14 protein-coding genes and 2 pseudogenes are annotated in these 22,148 nt (G+C 32.7%); 12 read left to right on the forward strand and 4 right to left on the reverse strand.

The genetic code is table 11. The annotated features are described in order from the left end of the window. Positions 1-42 precede the first annotated feature (42 nt). The 5 genes and pseudogenes from murC to lpxC all read left to right on the forward strand — a co-directional run bounded on the left by murC (position 43) and on the right by lpxC (position 6,745). The gene (murC, locus tag HACICURV3402_RS01895) at positions 43-1,491 is read left to right on the forward strand and encodes a UDP-N-acetylmuramate--L-alanine ligase (protein ID WP_157992658.1); all 1,449 of its coding nucleotides are present in this window, start codon (positions 43-45) and stop codon (positions 1,489-1,491) included. 20 nt (positions 1,492-1,511) lie between these two features. After that, on the forward strand, positions 1,512-2,432 hold the full coding sequence (locus tag HACICURV3402_RS01900) for a D-alanine--D-alanine ligase (RefSeq protein WP_157992659.1): 921 nt from the start codon (positions 1,512-1,514) through the stop codon (positions 2,430-2,432). Between the two features lie 794 nt (positions 2,433-3,226). Next, on the forward strand, positions 3,227-4,483 hold the full coding sequence (gene ftsA, locus HACICURV3402_RS01905) for a cell division protein FtsA (protein ID WP_157992660.1): 1,257 nt from the start codon (positions 3,227-3,229) through the stop codon (positions 4,481-4,483). An 80-nt stretch (positions 4,484-4,563) separates the two neighbouring features. After that, positions 4,564-5,593: pseudogene (ftsZ, locus tag HACICURV3402_RS01910) on the forward strand (cell division protein FtsZ); the annotation flags it as partial. Between the two features lie 234 nt (positions 5,594-5,827). Continuing rightward, positions 5,828-6,745, forward strand: coding sequence for a UDP-3-O-acyl-N-acetylglucosamine deacetylase (lpxC, locus tag HACICURV3402_RS01915; protein ID WP_157992661.1), 918 nt, complete (start codon positions 5,828-5,830; stop codon positions 6,743-6,745). 14 nt (positions 6,746-6,759) lie between these two features. Here lpxC and HACICURV3402_RS01920 read toward each other — a convergent pair whose 3' ends face one another. After that, positions 6,760-7,275, reverse strand: coding sequence for a DUF721 domain-containing protein (locus tag HACICURV3402_RS01920; RefSeq protein ID WP_157992662.1), 516 nt, complete (start codon positions 7,273-7,275; stop codon positions 6,760-6,762). A 622-nt stretch (positions 7,276-7,897) separates the two neighbouring features. Between HACICURV3402_RS01920 and secA the strand changes: the two are divergent. Continuing rightward, positions 7,898-10,391, forward strand: a pseudogene (gene secA, locus HACICURV3402_RS01925) (preprotein translocase subunit SecA); the annotation flags it as partial. 131 nt (positions 10,392-10,522) lie between these two features. Beyond that, entirely contained in the window at positions 10,523-10,612 is a 90-nt protein-coding gene (locus HACICURV3402_RS03405; RefSeq protein WP_456298294.1) for an SEC-C metal-binding domain-containing protein, read from the forward strand. Between the two features lie 1,436 nt (positions 10,613-12,048). Here the strand turns inward: HACICURV3402_RS03405 and epmB are convergent. Continuing rightward, positions 12,049-13,077 carry an EF-P beta-lysylation protein EpmB gene (gene epmB, locus HACICURV3402_RS01930; protein WP_157992664.1) on the reverse strand — a complete coding sequence of 343 codons (1,029 nt, stop codon included), beginning with the start codon at positions 13,075-13,077 and terminating at the stop codon, positions 12,049-12,051. A gap of 39 nt (positions 13,078-13,116) precedes the next feature. Between epmB and efp the strand changes: the two genes are divergently transcribed. The 3 genes from efp (at position 13,117) to nth (ending at position 16,140) form a co-directional block, all read left to right on the forward strand. Beyond that, positions 13,117-13,683: an elongation factor P gene (gene efp / locus HACICURV3402_RS01935; protein ID WP_157992665.1), complete on the forward strand. Its 567-nt coding sequence runs from the start codon at positions 13,117-13,119 to the stop codon at positions 13,681-13,683. A gap of 1,132 nt (positions 13,684-14,815) precedes the next feature. Beyond that, entirely contained in the window at positions 14,816-15,514 is a 699-nt protein-coding gene (locus HACICURV3402_RS01940; protein WP_157992666.1) for an electron transport complex subunit E, read from the forward strand. Continuing rightward, entirely contained in the window at positions 15,511-16,140 is a 630-nt protein-coding gene (gene nth / locus HACICURV3402_RS01945; RefSeq protein ID WP_157992667.1) for an endonuclease III, read from the forward strand. Before HACICURV3402_RS01940 ends, nth begins: the two co-directional genes overlap by 4 nt. Positions 16,141-16,818: 678 nt before the next feature. Here the strand turns inward: nth and tpiA are convergent. Further along, positions 16,819-17,583, reverse strand: a complete 765-nt coding sequence (gene tpiA / locus HACICURV3402_RS01950; RefSeq protein WP_157992910.1) for a triose-phosphate isomerase — start codon at positions 17,581-17,583, stop codon at positions 16,819-16,821. A 240-nt stretch (positions 17,584-17,823) separates the two neighbouring features. Between tpiA and prfB the strand changes: the two genes are divergently transcribed. Further along, positions 17,824-18,921, forward strand: a complete 1,098-nt coding sequence (gene prfB, locus HACICURV3402_RS01955) for a peptide chain release factor 2 (protein ID WP_157992668.1) — start codon at positions 17,824-17,826, stop codon at positions 18,919-18,921. A gap of 12 nt (positions 18,922-18,933) precedes the next feature. Then, positions 18,934-20,457, forward strand: coding sequence for a lysine--tRNA ligase (gene lysS / locus HACICURV3402_RS01960; RefSeq protein ID WP_157992669.1), 1,524 nt, complete (start codon positions 18,934-18,936; stop codon positions 20,455-20,457). 440 nt (positions 20,458-20,897) lie between these two features. Here the strand turns inward: lysS and kdsA are convergent, their stop codons facing one another. Further along, positions 20,898-21,731: a 3-deoxy-8-phosphooctulonate synthase gene (kdsA, locus tag HACICURV3402_RS01965; protein ID WP_157992670.1), complete on the reverse strand. Its 834-nt coding sequence runs from the start codon at positions 21,729-21,731 to the stop codon at positions 20,898-20,900. Positions 21,732-22,148 lie beyond the last annotated feature (417 nt).

Genomic DNA, 22,148 nt, shown 5'->3' on the forward strand with positions numbered 1-22,148 from the left:
TTCCGCAATTTACAAAAGCAATAAAAATACTATAAGGACCAAATGAATACGAGACAACCATTAAAACTAGTTTATAATATACCTAAAATGCGAAAAGTGCGACATATCCATTTTATCGGTATTGGTGGTTCTGGTATGGGTGGTATTGCCGAAGTTTTAATCTATCAAGGTTATAAAATAAGTGGATCAGACTTATTACAAAATATAATAACTAAACGACTCAGTTCCTTAGGTGCAACTATTTATTTTAACCATTGCCAAAATAACATAACTGGTTCTAACGTAGTAGTTGTATCTTCTGCTATACCTGCGCATAACCCAGAGATTTCTGCAGCGCACAAAGCGTGCATTCCAGTTATCAATCGAACTATAATGTTAGCAGAACTCATGCGCTTCCGATATGGCATTGCTGTTGCTGGGACTCATGGCAAAACAACTACCACTGCAATGATATCAGATATATATATAGAAGGGGGTATGGATCCAACTTTTATAAACGGAGGGCTTGTTAAGTCAACCGGAAGTCATGCACGTTTAGGACACAGTCAGTATCTAATTGTCGAAGCAGATGAAAGTGATGCATCTCTGATATATTTAAAACCGGTAATAGCTATTATTACCAATATTGAAGCTGAACATATGGACACATATCAAGGTGACTTCGACAACCTCAAACAAATTTTTATTAATTTTTTACAGAACCTTCCGTTTTATGGAAAAGCAATATTATGTCTTGATGACACAGTCATTCGTGAGTTAATACCTAACATCCATTGCTCAGTTACTACCTATGGTTTTAGTAAAGACGCAGATGTACGTATTAAAAACTATATATCTTGCGGTCGAAAAGGACATTTCACCATCACTCGTGCAGGGATGCCTGCCATGCCTGTTATTCTTAATGAACCCGGACATCACAATGCGCTAAACGCCGCAGCAGCCATTGCAGTTGCTACTGAAGATAATATTGATGATAAAACTATTCTTAATGTATTACGAAACTTTCAAGGTACCGCGCGTCGTTTTGAATATCTTGGTGAATTTATCCTTACAAAAAACAATGGAAAAATCAGTACTGTGATGCTATTTCATGACTATGGTCATCACCCAACAGAAATTGATGTAACTATTAAAGCTGTACGTAATGGGTGGCCAGAGAAGAATCTTATAATGATTTTTCAGCCACACCGTTATACTCGTACTCGTGATTTCTATATGAAATTCGCAAAAGTTCTTTCACAGGTAGACTCTCTTCTAATACTAGATATAGATCCTATCGGTGAGTCTCCAATTACAGGAGTTAGCAGTTATGCTTTATGTGGCACAATTCGTGCATATCATAAAGTCAATCCGATTTTCGCTTGTAATCATCAGATGGTTCTAGATAATTTATTATCACAATTAACTGGCAATGATTTAATTTTAGTTCAGGGTGCTGGTAATATAGGGATACTTGCTCGTACTTTAGCTAAATTAAAATTACAATTATAAATCAAATAAAAGATAATCTCATGGCTAAAAAAATAGCAGTGTTATTAGGCGGAACTTCCTCAGAACGTCAGATTTCATTATTATCAGGGGCGGCGGTCCTGCAAGGGCTTAAAGATGCCGGTATTAATGCCTATCCTATAGATGTATGTAATTTCCCCTTAATGAAGTTAAAAAAAAAGGGTTTTATTAAAGCCTTTATTGCATTGCATGGTCGAGGAGGAGAGGATGGAATAATACAAGGAGTATTAGAATACCTAAAACTTCCTTATACGGGGAGTGGGATAATGGCCTCATCTATCGCTATGGATAAAGTACGAAGCAAGTATATTTGGCAGGGATTAGGCTTACCAGTCCCTCCCTTTGTTCTTCTAACTCAAGATCAAATGAACAGTCCATGGGACAAAGAAGTAATAGTAAAACTGGATCAGCTTGGTTTTCCACTTTTCGTAAAACCAAACCAAGAAGGATCTAGCCTTGGGAGCTCCCGTGTTAATCATAAATCAGAGTTAAACAAATCTTTAATCCATGCTTTTCACTACGATAATGAGGTCTTAATTGAACGGTTTCTTGTAGGAGAAGAATACACTGTTAGCATAATTGGTATGGATCTACTACCTTCAATACGGATTAAATCCAGAGGACAATATTACGATTATCATTCAAAATACACGTCAAATCAAACACAATACTTTTGTCCTTCAGGGTTAAGTATGCAAAAGGAAGATGAGTTGTACGCGTTAAGTATAAAAGCATGGAATGCAATCGGGTGTACTGGATCAGGGCGTGTAGACATCATCATGGATGATAAAGAAAAGTTTTATCTGCTAGAAATTAACTCATCTCCAGGAATGACTTCTCATAGTTTGTTGCCTCTTGCAGCAAAACAAGCAGGAATTAATTTTCCTTCTCTAGTCTCTCGTATACTATCTTTAGCAAATTAATAGACTGCATTAAAACATTCTGCATTCACTCTGATAATTATGAAGGGCGTGTATATCTAATCTTAACCTAAGTACTACTTTTAGGTTTGTATTTCATTCTGATGATGCTATTGTCACTTTAACAGTATTACTTTACTTATTAACTATTAATGAATCGTAAACACTGTTTCTTTATGAAACTATAAAATACTTTACTACATGGAGAAAAGTATTTTTATCCTAAACATATCAAAATGCTAATTTACTCAAAATAATAGACTGAAAATCTATTTAAAAATTAATAGACTCTTATGCTAAGAAATAGTACATAAATAAAAATATCTATCTGGTTGAATATATTCATATTTTTAGATAAAATCTAAAAGTTATTCCTATGCTTTCTTTGTTAAGAAAAAACATAATAATTTACTAGATCATATTCATGATGAATACATAATCATAATAAACGATATTATCTAATAAATATTTTTAGTAAAATATATTTTAAAAAAAATAAATATTCCATTACCTTCATTAAAGTGATACTGAATCTTCATAAACACAAGTACAGCCTAGAATTTATTACTAAATCAATATCTTTATATGGCATGCGACTTATAATTCAAGATACCCTAAAAATCTAACGTTTTGTTAAGTTATTCCCATGTCCTATAATCGTAAAATGAGACAAAGAAGGAATATAGTATCTATATTTTCAGTACCACCACTCTATCACAGAATTAAATTTAACAATAATTCCCTTAATTAGACTGCTAACAATCATAAAATATAAAAGAAGATATAGGTTAATTAACATGATTAAGTTAATAGATAGAAAACTATTGGTTGGTCTTGAGATAGGCACTGTAAAAATTTCTGTCTTAATAGGGGAAGTTCTTCCTGATGGAATAATTAATATTATCGGAATAGGAGAATGTCCGTCCCAGGGAATGGAAAAAGGTAATGTGAAAGATCTTGAATCAGTAGTCAAGTGTACTCAAATAGCAATAGAAAAAGCAGAACGTATAGCAGAATGTCATATCTCTTCAGTATACCTGGCTTTATCAGGAAAGCATATTGACTGTCAAAATGAAATAGGAATGGTTCCAATCTGCAATGAAGAAGTTGTCCAAGATGATGTAGACAATGTAGTGCATACAGCCACATCAGTACATCTTCCTGATGAGCACAGAATCCTTCATGTTATTCCTCAAGAATATTCAATTGATTATCAAGAGGGAATTAGAAATCCAGTTGGTTTATTTGGTGTACGCATGCAAGCTAAAGTACATTTAGTTACCTGTCACAACGATATGGCAAAAAATATAGTGAAAGTAGTAGAACGTTGTGGGTTAAAAGTAGATCAATTAGTTTTTTCTGGTCTAGCATCGAGCTATGCGGTATTAACTGAAGACGAGCGAGAGTTAGGAGTTTGTATGGTGGATATCGGTGGTGGTACCATGGACATAGCTATATATACTAAAGGCGCATTACGTTACAGCAAAGTAATCCCTTATGCAGGAAACGTAGTAACCAATGACATCGCTTATGTCTTTGGTACTTCTCCGGCCACTGCAGAAATTCTAAAAATAGAAAAAGGATGTGTTCTTGGATCATCTTTTAGTAAAGATGATACGATTGAAATCGCAACCACCCATGGACGTTCCTCTCGTAACGTGCCACGTCAAACACTCGCAGAGGTTATTGAACCACGTTACAGTGAGCTCTTGTATCTTGTCAACAATGAAATGGTTGCATTTCATGAAGAATTAGGAAAGCAAGGTTTAAAGCATCATCTAGCAGCAGGTATTGTGTTAACCGGTGGCGCAGCAAACATATCAGGACTAGAAGCCTGTGCGCAACGTACGCTTCAAACCCAAGTTCGTATTGGATATCCCAAAAAGATTGCAGGACTGATAGAGTCTGCAAAAGAAGCAAGTTACTCGACAACAGTTGGGTTACTTCACTATGGAAAGTTATCACATTGGAATAATAAAGACAACGAGGAGCAAAGGGCTTCAATAAAGAATTGGTTCCGTAAAATCCATAAATGGATAAAACAAGAATTTTAATTGTATTTAATGAGGAGATAATTCTCTGTATGTGTGGCCCTCTCTCTAATAAGAGAGAGGGTAATGGGGAGGGAACTATTATGTTTGAACCATTAGAATTAACGAATGATGCGATTATTAAAGTAATTGGTGTTGGGGGTGGTGGAAGCAACGCTGTAGAACATATGATCCGTGAACGTATTGAAGGTGTCGAATTTTTTGCGGTCAATACCGATGCTCAAGCTTTACGCAAAACAACCGTGAGCCAGACTATCCAAATTGGAAATAGTATTACTAAAGGTCTCGGGGCAGGAGCTAATCCGGAGGTCGGTCGAAACTCAGCAGAAGAAGATCGTGAAGGACTTAGCCAAGCATTAGCAGGAGCAGATATGATATTTATTGCTGCCGGAATGGGTGGAGGAACAGGAACTGGAGCAGCACCAGTGGTTGCAGAAGTTGCAAAAGATCATGGTATCTTAACTGTCGCGATCGTAACAAGACCATTTAATTTTGAGGGGAAAAAGCGTATGTCATTTGCTGAACAAGGCATTGCTGATCTTTCTAAACATGTAGACTCATTAATCACCATTCCTAATGATAAATTATTAAAAGTATTAGGTCGGGGTATATCTTTACTCGATGCATTTGGCGCAGCTAATGATGTTTTAAAAGGAGCTGTTCAGGGTATTGCCGAACTCATTACTCGACCTGGTCTGATCAATGTTGATTTTGCTGACGTGCGAACCGTGATGTCTGAAATGGGGTACGCAATGATGGGATCAGGTATATCATGTAGTGAAAACCGAGCGGAAGAAGCAGCTGCAATGGCAATATCTAGTCCTTTATTGGAAGATATTGACCTGTCTGGTGCGCGTGGTGTTCTAGTGAATATCACCGCTGGTTTTGATCTACGTCTAGATGAATTTGAAACTGTAGGAAATACGATTCGAGCATTTTCTGCAGATAACGCTACCGTTGTGATTGGAACTTCACTAGATCCAGATATGAAAGATGAACTGCGTGTAACAGTCGTGGCTACAGGTATTGGAATGAGCAGATGCGCTGATACAGCTTTAACCACAAACAAGCATACTATGCATCCGCCAATGAATCATCACTATCAACGACATATCTTGCCTAACTTATCATCAGAACAACAACAATCTGCCACACAAACAATGGGTGGACTCAACTCTACATCACATACAGAACTGGATTATCTCGATATCCCAGCCTTCTTAAGAAAATAGATCGGTTAAAAGTATTTACAAAGTAGATTTTATCAATTTGTATTTGTATATTGAGATTTATTTCTTGTTTGTGATATATCCTGACAGTCATATTCCTGTTTTTCGAGAAAATAATATGATTAAACAACGGACATTACAGCGTATTGTACAGACGACTGGAGTCGGTTTACATACTGGAAAAAAAGTGACACTGACTCTTCGTTGCGCTTTAGAAAATACTGGGGTTATATATCGTCGTACTGACTTAACTCCACCAGTGGATTTTCAAGCTAACGCAAAATCCGTACGTAATACAATACTATGTACATGTCTGGTCAATGAGGATGGTATTCAAATTTCAACAGTCGAGCACTTAAGTGCAGCTCTATCTGGTCTCGGAATTGATAATATTTTAGTAGAGGTAAATGCGCCTGAAATTCCTATTATGGATGGTAGTGCAGCACCTTTTATCTATCTACTCATGGATGCAGGTATCACAGAACTAAGCAGCGCTAAGAAATTTGTGCGAATTATTCAACCAGTACGAGTTGAAGAAGGTGAAAAATGGGCAGAATTTTCTCCTTATCATGGTTTTTCTCTCGATTTTACAATTGATTTTAATCATCCAGCCATTAATGCTAGTACGCAACGTTACTGCATAGACTTCTCTACAGAAGCGTTTACATATCAAATTAGTCGCGCACGTACTTTTGGTTTTATGCGCGATATTGAAATGCTGCAATATCGTGGGCTATGTCTGGGTGGAAGTTTTGACTGCGCTATTATAGTCGATGACTATCGCGTATTAAATAAAGACGGTCTAAGATTTAAAGATGAATTTGTACGTCATAAAATACTAGATGCAATTGGAGATCTGTATATGTGCGGTCATAATATTATCGGCGCCTTTACTGCCTATAAATCTGGACACGCTTTAAATAATAAACTACTGCGAACTCTTTTAGCTCAAAGAGAATCCTGGGAATGGGTAACATTTGCAGACGAAGATGCATTGCCAATGACTTTTAGATCTCCTAATTTTCTGTTAGTATAAATAATGGTTGCTACTTAGATACAATCTAAGTGCGTACTTTCTTCTCTAGAAAGAGAAGCTAGTCTTTCTAAAGTTTTTTTTAATTTGTCTGGGCTTTGTTCTGCAACACTCCGTAAGATATTGGCACTTTCTTTGCTAAGACATCTCGACTTGATCTTTTTTTTCTCCAAATTACAGTGACTACTATATTTCATAGTACGTTGATGAGATAAAGAAACTATCGATGGATTTATTCTGATTTTAATAGCTGATAACAATGGAAGCATCGCCTCTCGAAGTCTTAAGAAAATATTAGATTCCTCATAACGTAAAGACATTAAAATATTAGCGTTAGCTATTTCAATTACTAGAATACCATTCCGAAAATTAGCAACACGACACCAAGGTTTTAGATGCTCTGGTAACACTGCCTGAAGAGATATTGTTAGTTTGTTGATCTCAATTACACGCTGTTGTATATATAGTAATATACTCTTTCTTTTCACCTGATCTAATACACTCTGAATTAATTTCGGACCATTTGTATCCATAAATAAACTCCGATGTAATCATGATGGTATGTAAAAATTCTTAATCAGAATTCAGTAAATATCATTTTGTTAGAACTCTACTATGAGTAAATTCGCATCTCATATATTATTTTATCACAAATTGTATTATCACAATATCCTAACATTTAATAGGTATCTATTTATATACATTTAGTATCATATATAAATAAAATGATATTGTTACGTAACTAGAACTTCTACATACAGTTTCACTCTCAACTAATGAAATATCAGTTATTAAGCCCCATTTTTATATAAAAATTAAAAAGTAACTACCATCTCTACGTATTCTCTAAAATACTATGCTTTAAATGATCAACATAAATCTGTTAAAGAAACCAGCTTCACTAATTGTATCGTTATAAAACAGAACTAATACCCTTCTTCTACAAACAACTAGGCCTCTAATCTTAATGAAAAAAATGACTACACCAAATCAAATGATTACTCATTCTAATAACATAAGAAAACCATTTGTAATGAATCTTTCTAGTATTCATGCTAAACCCAGCTTAAGTAAGAAGTTATAAATATTTATTTATGACAATAATAAGATTATATATCTTCTTACTTTGAAAGCACTCTTGAGAAATTATCAATTATGTTAATGAAATTATTAACCAAATTTTTTGGTAGTAGTAATGACCGAACCCTTCGTCGAATGCAAAAAACAGTGGATTTAATTAATCACTTGGAGTTAACTTTTATAAAATTCACTGACAAAGAATTACAAAAACAAACAGATGCATTACGTTTACGATTAAAAAATGGCGAGCAATTAGACAATCTAATTCCGGAAGCTTTTGCTACTATTCGAGAAGCTAGTAAACGCATTTTAAATATGCGTCATTTTGATGTACAAATCTTAGGAGGTATAGTATTGCACAACCGTTGTATTGCGGAAATGCGTACTGGTGAAGGAAAAACATTAACAGCCACACTACCTGCCTATCTTAATGCTTTATCAGAAAAAGGAGTGCATATCGTAACAGTCAACGACTATTTAGCTCGAAGAGATGCAGAACAAAATCGACCATTATTTGAATTTCTTGGTTTAAAAATTGGGATTAATCTACCTGGAATGCCTTCTAGAGATAAACGCAAAGCCTATAATGCTGATATTACCTACGGCACTAATAATGAATATGGATTTGATTATCTTAGGGATAACATGGTCTTTAGCGCAATCGATCGAGTGCAACGCGTATTGCATTATGCGATCGTTGATGAAGTTGATTCTATTCTGATTGATGAAGCACGTACTCCTCTAATCATTTCTGGTCCAACTGAAGACCACTCTGAACTTTATATTAAAATTAATAAAATTATTCCTAAGTTAATTCGACAAGAAAAAGAAGATTCTGATAGCTTTCAAGGAAAGGGACATTTCTCAGTAGATGAAAAAACTCGACAAGTATATCTAACTGAAAGAGGTCTTATTTCTGTAGAAAGTCTAATGGTGCAAGAAGATATTTTAGAAAAAGGAGAATCACTGTACTCACAAAATAATATTATTATTATGCATCATGTCACTGCTGCACTACGTGCTCACGCTTTATTTACCCGTGATGTTGATTATATTGTCCAGAATGGTGAGATCGTCATTGTCGATGAACACACCGGACGGACTATGCAAGGACGTCGCTGGTCTGATGGCTTACACCAAGCTATTGAGGCCAAAGAAGGTGTGGCTATTCAAAATGAAAACCAAACTTTAGCCTCTATAACTTTTCAGAACTACTTTCGTCTATATAAAAAATTATCCGGCATGACAGGGACTGCAGACACTGAAGCGTTTGAATTTCGATCTATTTATAATCTAGACACAATTGTCATACCAACTAATCGACCCATGATAAGAAAGGACTTACCTGACTTAGTTTATATAACTGAAGAAGAAAAAATTAATGCAATTATTGACGATATTCGTCAACGAACCTCAAATGGGCAACCTATATTAGTTGGTACAATTTCTATTGAAAAATCTGAAGCAATATCTCTTGCGCTCACTAAAGCCGGAATTCAACACACGGTACTTAATGCTAAATTTCACGCACGTGAAGCGGAAATAATTTCGCAAGCCGGTCAACCCGGTTCAGTCACCATCTCTACTAATATGGCAGGCCGTGGTACGGATATAGTTCTTGGAGGAAAATGGAATAAAACAATATCTGAATTATCAGAAGCCACCGAAAGACAAATTACCGAAAGCAAATCTGCGTGGCAAAGTCGCCACAACACTGTATTAGAATCAGGTGGGCTACATATTATTGGAACTGAACGTCATGAATCGCGTCGCATTGATAATCAACTTCGAGGACGCTCTGGCAGGCAAGGAGATCAAGGATCTTCTCGTTTCTATCTATCAATGCAAGACTCATTAATGCGAATTTTCGCTTCAGAAAACGTAACTAAAATAATGAGAAAGCTAGGAATGAGTACTGGAGAATCAATTCAGCACCCTTGGGTGACTAAGGCAATTGCTAATGCACAACGAAAAGTTGAAAGTCGTAACTTTGATATACGAAAACAACTTCTAGAATATGATGATGTAGCTAATGATCAAAGACGTGTAATTTATTTGCAACGCAATACACTTTTAGATACATCTGATATTTCTGATATTATTACCAGGATGCAAGAAGACATCTATACTAATATTTTATATCAATATATTCCACCACAATCTACAGAAGAAATATGGGATTCTTCTGGTTTAGAAGAAAAACTAAAACATGACTTTAACCTAACTATTTCTATAACGGAGTGGTTAGGGAAAGAAAATAATTTCAATATCGAGATTTTAAGAAAAAAAATAATTACAGAAGCTAAAAAACAGTATTCTTACATAGAAGAATACCTCAGTCCAAAAATATTGCGAAACTACGAAAAAAATCTAATGTTAACAACTTTAGATTCATTATGGAAAGAACATCTTTCTGCAATCGAATATTTAAGACAAGGAATACATCTTCGCGGCTACGCCCAGAAAGATCCTAAACAAGAATACAAACGAGAGTCCTTTACTATGTTTGCTTCCATGCTAGAAACACTAAAATATGAAGTAGTAAGCAATCTTAGTAAGATCAATCAAGGTCCTATTCTAAAAGAATTAAGACATAAGGAAGAAGAATCTAAAAATAAAGAACTTTCTTATAACAATAAAGAACAAAATAACAAACAAATATTTAATCCTATTGCTCAAACCGAACAATCTCAATCTATGATGTCAATTAATTATCAAATAAGACGGAATCACTCCTGCCCTTGCGGGTCAGGAAAAAAGTATAAACAATGTCATGGTCATCTTGTATAAGATGCTTAATTTATAAGATGCTTAATTTTCTACTAGAATTCAGAACATTGCTAGTACTATTAGGAATAGACTCATAGAATAACATCAAAAACTATAATCTGATGATATTTACGCGTGTATTTTACTAATCTAGTAAAGAAATAAATATTTATATTCAATATTGTGAACATCAGCTGATTTTAATAAAGATTAAAAATACAAGAAAATACAGCGTATATCTAAAGTTATACCATTTAGAATACCTTAGAAAGCAATACACCGTCTACTGAGTGAAAATAATATATTTTATTCAGTAGACATAAATCTACTACTTAATAAAACTAATGTTTTAAGTTCTGTAGGCACGAGGATAAAAAGTGAAAATCTATATATTATTGATGTCGTATTATGATGTTATAATAATAAGGTAGATTGGTATTGATCAGAAAAATATAGCTTATGAGAATATATGTAATATAAGAAGATGTAATTAATTTATTGTTACCCTTATATATGATGCATTGAGCTTATTTTATTGTTCTCTTGACCGTCTTCTTGCTCATATCATGGTATGTATATTTTTATAAAAAATCGTTATAAGCTATCATAATATTAAACTAATTGAGTGATCTTTTTTCTTTAGAAGAAGATAAATTCTAATTTATTGTTTCTTTAAAAGAATATTTTTTATGTGACTACTTATTAAAAAAATAAATAAAAGTGAAAAATTTATCACTGATATGATACATGAACTAGAATATAGTTAACACAGATCTTCTTAATTTCTCAAATAATATACAATTTTATACATAAAAATTTACCGATAACTTACCAAGTCATTAGACTGATTCAAATCAATAAATAGATTATTTTAACAATAATGATGGATATTTTAAAAAAATAATTTTTCCTATAACTAAGAGGAAAACCTAGACCCATTGCAATTAAACGTCTTTACAAACAGAGAAGTAACCCTAAAAAAGCAAATTTATAACTTCTATTAACTAATCGCTTGCGTCGATGAACAAGTTTTATTACGAACTTGTTATCAATATCTCTTTAATAAGTTATCAAAAAAATAAATAAATACAATGCGTTTATCTAAAAACGACTAATGTCTTAATCTAATATTTTTTACTCAAACATAGAAAAAATTGAGGATTAATATCATACCTACAGTCAAAGATCATCATCTCTTTTATACTGAATTAGTATACCAATGATTCATATCATTAAAATACTCTTGTACTGTACAGAATCATTATAATATATAGATTTAAAATCTAAATGGTCATGTTAGAAAATAACTTGCATAATTTTATTATCTACTTTCTTTCTTATTTTGATTTGAGTCGATAAATCATTATCAAATCTAAACTTAAAAATAATACAAATCTCAAGTACAAATATAAAGAACTAGATAAAAAGACTTGTGTAAAAAATAATTTATATATCGTTTATTCTTGTCTCATTTGCAAATCTACCAATGTTTTACTTGGTTCTCCAGCAATCTCTCGCACTAATCTAGGAACCATGTAACCCGAGACCATAGAAAGTAATTCACGAACAATAACACGAGCCCGCTGATCACTAACATAGAAATGCGCTGCCCCATATACTTTGTCTAACACATGAAGATAATAAGGTAGAATTCCGATATCAAATAAGGCATTACTTAATTCAGCAAGCGCAATTGGAGTATCGTTGATCTCTCGTAATAATACACTTTGATTTAATAAAATTACTCCAGAAGATTTCAACATATTCATTCTATATTGTAGCTCATCATTAATTTCTTTCATATGGTTAATATGGGTAACCATTAATATCTGTAGTCGTGAATATTCTAAACGTTTACATAATACTTGAGTAATGCGCTTGGGGATTACGACTGGTAAGCGACTATGGATTCGTAACCTCTTGAGATGCGAGATATCTTCAAGTTGTGATATGATCCAATCCAACTCACTATCTAACGTCATTAATGGATCGCCGCCAGATATAATTACTTCATCTAGATCTAGGTTTTTTTGGATATATAGTATAGCTTGTTTCCAGTTACTCTTATTTCCCTTATTTAATTGATAAGGAAAATAACGCCTAAAACAATAACGACAATGTACTGCACAATTTCCTTTCACCAGAAATAAAACGCGATTACGATATTTATGTAATAATCCAGGTGCTACGCTTTTGTGCTCATTTAATGGATTCAAATGATAACCTGGCGTATCAATGCACTCCCGCTCCGAAGTAATCACCTGTAAAAGCAGAGGATCTTCTGGATCACCTTTACGCATGCGCTCAGCAAATGTACGAGGAACACGTAAAGGAAAATGACCGATTCCAGAATTATTTATGGTTAAATAAGGATGATTTTTTAATGCTAAAAATTGTAATAATTCGTTATAATCAGTGATTGCATCAACCAGTTGATCTAACCATTCTTCGTGAACGAAAGGCTGATAGGTTGAAAGTTTGTTCATATTGGTAGAAATCCACATTATATATTACAGAGGGTTTTTATGGTAACTTATTATAGCAATGATTTTCGGCCTGGTCTGAAAATAATATTTGAAGGCGAGCCATATACTATTGAATCTAGCCAATTTGTAAAACCTGGTAAAGGACAAGCCTTTGTTCGTGTTAAGATGCGACGACTTCTCTCCGGTTCTCGCATAGAGAAGACATTAAAAGCCACAGAATCAGTGGAAAGCGCTAATATTATTGAAACTAATTTAACTTACTTATATGCTGATCAATCTTCCTTTTATTTTCTTCATCCTAAAAACTTTGAACAATATTGCATCCCAGAAGAAATTGTAGGAGATAAATATAAATGGTTACTTAAAAATACTGAATGTATTGTGACTCTATGGAATGATATACCGATCCATTTAGTCCCACCAAAATTTGTGGAAATAGAAATTATAGATACTAATCCTGGACTAAGGGGAGATACTTCTAGTGCCGGAAGCAAAACAGCAACGCTCTCTACAGGAGCAAGAATAAAAGTTCCTTTATTTATACAAATAGGTGAAATTATTAAAGTAGATACCCGTTCTCATTCCTACATTTCCAGAGTCAAATAATCTGTATTATTATAGATATATCTATATGTCTTACTAGTTTATTTTACAAATAAACTTTTCCTTGGATCAAGCGAATATTTTACCTCAATCCACACAGCGTTCCATTAAAGTTTAATTATCTATTAAAAATATTTCTATTTATAAATATTCCAGTAATCACTATACTACTTGAATTGCTATTAAATAAAATATTTAATTTTCTATAATTCAATAAAGTCAAGAACACAAAACATTATATTGCCCTCCATTACTAAAATTATATGCTCTAAAATTATTTATTTATGTAAAATACTACTCTTAATATTATAAAATTAATATCTCTATAATTTACTGGAAGATGTAAGAGTAAGAACAACCATTACAATTAATTATACTATGAGTGGGCATATTTGATAATACAATATATAACCTATAAAAATTTAATAATGAGAAATCTAATAAAGCGCCTTTATATTTTAAAAATATATATTTATTATAGATATATTTTTATATTTAGAAAAACCAATTCTACTGCAATGATGATGAATAAAAACTAAAAACAGTTCATTGACTCAAACTTATTATAATAATAAGTTGCATTGATTAATTTATTAATATTAATTCTATGCAATATCTTAGATATTAAGCCAAAATTAGTCATTTATTTTTACTTATTTAAAAAATAAAGATTTTCTCAAACTAATAAAAAATAGATCACTATGTTATGTACATAACTATAAATTTTTTAAATTAATCATTATTAATGATAAATATCTATCATCCAGACCTTTCAACCTATACACTCAAATATTATACATATTCTCAATTAATCATACAACTTTGACTATCTAGATCCTACAACATATTATACAATTATTATTGTAGTTTTTTGTTTGTTTATAGATCTACATTCATAACATTCAGATCCATATACCAGATGCTTTCTTATAAAAGAATCAAATCAAAAGTAGCGATTAGAATAACTATCCTCACTAAATAAAAACACCACTCCTATAAATATGCATATACACTAGATAGATAAACAATACATTGATTCCTTAGAATCAACCCGAAAGATCCTATTTAAACATTATCTATAGGCTAACCTCACTAAATCTATTAACCAAGATAGCAAATTAATCTAGAGAGTCTCATGAACAAAGTAACTCAACTAGTAATAAACGGATTATGGAAAAAAAATTCAGCGTGTGTTCAACTCCTTGGTCTTTGTCCATTACTAGCGGTAACATCTACAGCCACCAACGCCCTTGGGCTTGGTTTAACAACTACTCTTGTATTAACTTGCACTAATAGCCTTATCTCGCTATTCCGCCGATGGATTACTACTGAAATTCGCATTCCCGTTTACGTAATAATTATTGCGGCAATAGTTAGCTGCATGGAAATGCTGATCCAGGCTTATAGCTATAATCTATATCAATCATTAGGCATTTTTATTCCTCTCATTGTAACTAACTGTATAGTAGTTGGCCGTGCTGAAGCTATAGCCTCAAAGAAAGATGTAATTTATTCAGCAATAGACGGTATGTCCATTGGCTTGGGAGCCACAAGTGTTATGGTAGTCTTGGGGTCCATACGTGAAATCATCAGTAATGGAACTATATTTGATAATGCAGATCAACTTCTTGGATCATGGGCTAAGATAATTCGCATACAAGTAATTCATTTTGACTGGCCTATGCTACTAGCCATGCTTCCACCGGGAGCCTTTATAGGTCTAGGAATTCTGTTAGCAGCAAAACATGTCATTGATCAACAGATCAAAATAATATGTTATAAAAAGAGCGTGATCAAAAACCATACTTCTAACCTGAAACGAGAAAAACTTTGAATCAAGACAAACGTCATAAAATTATGACCAGACTAAGGGAGAGTACTTCGCATTCTACTGCAACCTTACACTCCCTATCACCATTTGAATATCTCATTTCCATCATTCTTTCAGCTCAAGCTAATGACATTAGTGTAAAAAAAGCTACAGATAGGCTATATGCAGTGGCCAACACCCCCGCGGATATACTAAAACTAGGCTTAGAATCTTTAAAAGAAAAGATTCGAACCATTGGTTTATTTCATATGAAAGCTAAAAATATTATTAATACCTGCCACATTTTACTTGAAAAGTATCATGGAAGAATTCCAGAAAGAAGAGAAGATTTAGAGAATCTTCCTGGTGTAGGAAGAAAAACTGCTAACTTAGTTCTTAATACCGTTTTCGGCCAACCCACTATTGCTGTAGATAGACACGTATTCCGTGTTTGTAATCGTACCGGATTTGCTGTAGGAAAAAATGTAAATACAGTAGAAAAACTACTACTTTGCTATGTTACTGAATCATTTAAACTACGATGTCATCATTACTTAGTTTTTCATGGACGTTATACCTGCATAGCACGTCAACCCAAGTGCAATTCTTGTATTATAATTAATTTATGTGAATATGATAATAAAAAATAATGTTTATTGCCACTAATTAGCAATCTAAAAGGTCTTACTGATTCTTTACTATTACACAATAGTAAAGATAAAATTTAAAAAAATAAAATTATATAACCATAATGATATCTTAATCATACAAATTTAAAAATTAAATACAATAGCCATTTATAGATAAATATTAAGATTTATAACAGTGATTGCATTGAAAATGCAATAGACTCTTAATAATTTCTCTTTTCTTAAAATCATCATCAATCAAGTCGATCTAGTCAAATAACCTGATGAAATTCGAACTAATAAATTCTTAAACAATAAAATTAATCTTCTAACTTAGATAATATCTGATCCATACCAAGATAATGTCAATATTTTATACTCATCTACAGAAAGGGCTTAATAATTCAGAAAGAAAATATAATGACATTTTCTCCCCTTTTGAGCTCTTAAAAAATAACCAAAACACTTATTTAGTCTTCACTGAAGACTGATTTTACTCTTCACGCAGTAACTATAAAATTAGTGTGTAATAAACATTTATCTTTTTTGGACTTTTATCTTCTTTAAGATAAAACCTTATTCCTATAATTCAGTATCATATAATCAATGCATGGCATCTAATTCGATAGATCAACATATCTAATTTTCTAATCGATAAAATACTTTCATTACCACTTTTTATTCATAATAAAGTGGTAATTAAGCTTTCTTTTCCATTGCGATAGTGATGATGTCTAAGAAAACTTTAGCCTGAAGAGACGCCCCACCAACTAACACTCCATCAATATCAGGTTGAGAAAACAATTCTTCCGCATTTTCATTAGTTACTGATCCACCATATTGTATAATTACCTGATTAGCGATTGTCTTATCTTTCTTCATAATATAATCACGAATAAATTTATGCAATATCTGAACCTTCGTAGGCACTTCAGATTTTCCTGTTCCTATAGACCAGACAGGCTCGTACGCAATAACAGTGTTATAAAAAGCGTCTACCCCTTGTGAACAGAGAATCGCATCAATTTGGCGAATACAAATTTCTTTAGTGCGACCTTCTTCTTTTTCTTTTGCTGTTTCGCCAATGCATAATATCGGAATTAAACCTATTTTTTTTAAAACAGAAAACTTCTGTGCAATGATCGCATCAGTTTCTTTATGCCATATACGACGCTCCGAGTGACCAATAATTACATACCGTATGCCAATATCTTTCAGCATATTTGCTGAGATATCACCAGTAAAAGCACCAGAAAGATGTACATCAACATTCTGTGCAGCTAGCACGATTGGACTATTATTTAAGGCTTTTCGGGCTCTCTCAAGATAAATTACTGGAGGAGCAATACCTACTACACAGCCTGTGATATCATTTATTTTTTGACATAGATTAAAAATTAACTTATTAACAGTATCTTTATTCCCATTAAGTTTCCAGTTTCCCATAATAAATGGACGTCGCACCTTTACCTCCATAATTAAAATTCCAAACCATAATTTAACTAAATATCTATTTAATCCAATCCTTTACAAAATTACTTAAATAATTGCCTAGTAATAAATAACTCGTTCAGTGGAAATCAAAGTATTCTATAGTATCATATATACAATACTTATGCATACTCATTGTAGTTTGACTAAAATAGTAGCATTTGATTTATTTAAGTACCCTATGTTCTTTCATTATCTTATAAGACCAAAATTATGTTTGAAATCAATCCAGTTTATAACCATATTCAAGATCTCATTAAACGCAATGCCATTCTGCGAAAACTCTTACATTATGATTTACAGAAAGAGCGACTACAAGAAGTCATACTTGAATTAGAACAATCCGATATCTGGAAAAATACTAATCATGCACAAGCACTGGGAAAAGAACGCTCCTTACTAGAAAGTAAGATTCACGCTTTAGATAAAACACAAGAAGATATAGAAGAAATTTCTATTTTATTTGACCTTGTAGTTGAAAACAAAAATCAAGAAGTATTTTATGATGTCCTATCTCAACTTAAAGAACTAGAAAAAAAACTTGTCGCACTAGAATTTCAAATCATGTTCTCAGGAAAACATTTAAGTTCAGATTGCTATATGGATATCCAAGCTGGCTCTGGCGGAACTGAAGCACAAGACTGGGCTAAAATGCTTCTCCGTATGTATTTACGATGGGCTGAAATAAAAGGATTTAAGACTGAAATTATTGAAGAATATAGTGGTGATATTGCTGGTATTAAATCCGCAACTATTAAGATTATCGGAGATTATGCATTTGGCTGGTTGCGTACTGAAACTGGAGTTCATCGATTAGTTCGAAAAAGCCCTTTTGATTCTGGGCGACGTCGACACACCTCATTTAGCTCAATATTTATTTATCCTGAAATCAATGATGATCTTGATATCGAAATTAATCAAGCAGATCTCCGTATTGATGTATACCGATCTTCTGGAGCTGGGGGACAACATGTTAATAAAACAGAATCGGCAGTACGTATTACGCATCTACCAACCAATATTGTTGTACAGTGTCAAAGCGACCGATCGCAACATAAAAACAAAGAACAAGCATTTAAGCAATTACGCGCAAAACTCTATGAATATAAAATGCAAAAGAAAAAAATAGATCAAAAAATAGAAGAAAACAATAAATCTGATATTGCATGGGGAAGCCAAATCCGATCCTATATACTAGATGACTCACGTATTAAAGATTTGCGTACTAATATCGAAACACGAAATACTCAAGCAGTATTAGATGGAAATCTTGATCTTTTTATTGAAGAAAACTTAAAGTCCGGTTTATAACAGGAAATATATATGTCTAATCAAAAACCATTCATTTCTCAAGTGAAACCAAATCCAAGTGAAGACACTAAATTACGTCGCACAAAACTACTATCTCTAAAAAAAACTGGCATAGCATTCCCGAACAACTTCCGCCGTTTGCATACCTCTGAAGAACTCCATGCAGTATTTGATAAAAAAAATAAAACAGAACTAGCATTACTTGACATAATAGTAACTATTGCTGGTCGAATTATGACACGACGCATTATGGGAAAAACTTCTTTTGTAACATTACAAGACTCAGGAGGTTATATACAATTATATCTATCCCAAGAGTGTTTACCGAATGAATTTTATGAAAAACAGTTTAAAAAATGGGATCTTGGAGATATTATCGGTGCTAAAGGCACACTATTTAAGACTCAAACTGGTGAATTATCAATTTACTGCTCTGAGCTTAACCTCCTTACTAAAGCAATACGCCCTCTTCCAGATAAATTTCATGGATTAACTGATCAAGAGACCTGTTATCGTCAGCGTTATCTGGATTTAATTACCAATCCAGATACACGTAATATTTTTAAAATTCGCTCTCGTCTGATCGAAGGAATACGTAAATTTATGGTTAATCATGATTTCTTAGAAGTAGAGACACCTATGCTGCAAATGAAACCAGGTGGGGCTACTGCGCGACCATTTACTACGCATCATAATGCTTTAAATCTTGACATGTATCTTCGCATTGCTCCCGAGTTATATCTGAAACGCCTAGTGGTAGGGGGATTTGATCGTATATTTGAAATTAATCGTAGCTTTCGCAACGAGGGGTTGTCATCACGTCATAACCCAGAATTTACAATGCTAGAACTCTATATGGCATATTCCGACTATCAAGATCTCATGAAACTTATTGAAAACCTATTCTATACTCTATCAAAAGATGTATTAGGTAAAACTAAAATTTTATACGGAAAACATACTCTTTACTTTGACAAGCCGTTCCATAAGATAACCATGAAACAAGCAATTATAAAATACCACCCTCACATTACTCTAGTAAATCTTAATAATTTTAATCAAACACTAGAAATTACCCGATCTCTAGGTATCACTATTAATCCAACTTGGGGTCTTGGACGACTAATAAATGAAATTTTTGAAAAAACAATAGAAGCAAATTTAATTGAACCAACTTTTATTACTGAATACCCAACAGAAGTATCACCTCTTGCGCGTCGTAATGATTTTAATCCAGAAATAACTGATCGATTTGAACTCTTTATTAGTGGTCGTGAAATTGGAAATGGCTTTTCAGAACTCAATGACTCAGAAGACCAAAAAGAAAGATTTCTAAAACAACTCTATAATAAAGATGTGGAAGAAAATACTAAAGAAATCTTCTATGATGAAGACTACATTACCGCACTAGAATATGGACTACCTCCAACAGCAGGATTAGGAATCGGAATTGATCGTTTAGTTATGCTATTTACTAACCGACATACCATCCGTGACGTAATCCTATTTCCCTTGCTTCGTCCAGATAGTACATAAAAACATTCTATATAGACAAAAAATCGTTTTGCATATCTAGATGCATTATAGATCTAAAAAAATTTTATAAACTATAATACATAATATGAATACAAAAATTAAATGAATTACATCTGATAAATCATAAATAAATGTATGAAATTTAACTTAAAACGTAATTATCTCTAATAGATTCTCCTTCTAATAAATAACAGGCGCCTTACTAGAAAAGGCCCCTAATAAACATTTTATAATCCTTAATTATAGTATAACATCGTATTAGTATTAAATCATATCAATCTATTTCACTACTTCTCTTTTATAGAATATAATTATTATCTAACTATTCATATATTTGATATCTTATAACATATCAATATTCTCTACTAATCATATCAAAATTATTACATATATTAAGAATTTATAGGGGTATCGATAAGGCTAATAAGTAGTATCAAGTGTTAAAAACCTTTAACTACATCATCCACTGCTTTAATTTGTACTAAAAACGGTTCTAGATTGTTGAGAGGTAAAGCCGATGGACCATCACATTTAGCATCCAAAGGATTCGGGTGCGATTCAAGAAATAAACCTGCAATTCCTACAGCAATACCAGCTCGAGCAAGCTCACGTAGCTGAGAACTCCGTCCACTAGAGACTATACTGGTGGCGTGACGATATTGTACTGCATGTGTTACGTCAAAAATAACTGGTCTATTTTTAGATACCTGCTTCATAACGTTAAAACCCAACATATCCGTAATTAAATTGTCATATCCAAAACTCGTACCACGCTCACAAAGAATAATTTTTTCATTTCCTCCTAGAGAAAACTTTTCAATAATATGTCCCATTTGACCTGGACTAATAAACTGTGGTTTTTTAATATTAATGACAGAATTCGTTTTTGCCATAGAGTGAATTAAATCAGTTTGGCGCGCGAGAAAAGCAGGTAGTTGAAGTACATCTACTATCTGTGACACTAATATTACTTGGTTTACTTCGTGCACATCTGTCATAACGTAAATTTTAAATGTCTGTTTAATTTCCTCAAAAATTTTCATGCTTTCTTCAAAACCTAAACCACGATACGAGTGAATAGAAGAACGATTGGCCTTGTCAAAAGAAGCTTTAAATACATAAGGAATACCAAGTTTTTCAGTGATATTGATATAATGCTCACAAGTTCTCATCGCTAAATCTCGTGATTCTAAAACGTTCATGCCACCAAATAGTACAAAAGGTAAATTGTTCGCTACCTGAATGTCACCAATATTAACTATTTTATGTTTCATGTTATAACCTATTTAAAATTACATCGAATATAACTTCATGCAGTCATATTGATTGAATGAAAGTTAGACTATCATGTAAGTATAATTATCCGCTTTATGCAATCAATAAAAATAAAAAATATTCTGATCTATTACGATTTAACTCAAAAACCATTAAAAACCATAAAGAAATATTCTTAATATAAATATTATTTTTTATAATACAAATAACATTTAAAAATAAACTATATTTTCCAGCCATAAATTATATAATTTTATAACATTAGAGTTATTTGAATAAACATTGAGTATCTAAAAATTAGAGAAAATATTGCAATATAGTTCATAAAAGCTTTACTAAGACAAGTTATACATTACGAATGTTCTGAAATATGTATATATCGTGAATATCTTAAGCTCATAAAAAATACCTAGATA

Origin of the sequence: Candidatus Erwinia haradaeae (assembly GCF_900698925.1) — a bacterium.
Taxonomy (GTDB): Bacteria; Pseudomonadota; Gammaproteobacteria; order Enterobacterales; family Enterobacteriaceae; genus Erwinia_E; species Erwinia_E haradaeae_I.

Coding starts and splice junctions, on each gene's coding strand:
- murC (WP_157992658.1), top strand. CDS start 43: ATGAATACGAGACAACCATTAAAACTAGTTTATAATATACCTAAAATG.
- HACICURV3402_RS01900 (WP_157992659.1), top strand. CDS start 1,512: ATGGCTAAAAAAATAGCAGTGTTATTAGGCGGAACTTCCTCAGAACGT.
- ftsA (WP_157992660.1), top strand. CDS start 3,227: ATGATTAAGTTAATAGATAGAAAACTATTGGTTGGTCTTGAGATAGGC.
- lpxC (WP_157992661.1), top strand. CDS start 5,828: ATGATTAAACAACGGACATTACAGCGTATTGTACAGACGACTGGAGTC.
- HACICURV3402_RS01920 (WP_157992662.1), bottom strand. CDS start 7,275: ATGGATACAAATGGTCCGAAATTAATTCAGAGTGTATTAGATCAGGTG.
- HACICURV3402_RS03405 (WP_456298294.1), top strand. CDS start 10,523: ATGTCAATTAATTATCAAATAAGACGGAATCACTCCTGCCCTTGCGGG.
- epmB (WP_157992664.1), bottom strand. CDS start 13,077: ATGAACAAACTTTCAACCTATCAGCCTTTCGTTCACGAAGAATGGTTA.
- efp (WP_157992665.1), top strand. CDS start 13,117: ATGGTAACTTATTATAGCAATGATTTTCGGCCTGGTCTGAAAATAATA.
- HACICURV3402_RS01940 (WP_157992666.1), top strand. CDS start 14,816: ATGAACAAAGTAACTCAACTAGTAATAAACGGATTATGGAAAAAAAAT.
- prfB (WP_157992668.1), top strand. CDS start 17,824: ATGTTTGAAATCAATCCAGTTTATAACCATATTCAAGATCTCATTAAA.
- lysS (WP_157992669.1), top strand. CDS start 18,934: ATGTCTAATCAAAAACCATTCATTTCTCAAGTGAAACCAAATCCAAGT.
- kdsA (WP_157992670.1), bottom strand. CDS start 21,731: ATGAAACATAAAATAGTTAATATTGGTGACATTCAGGTAGCGAACAAT.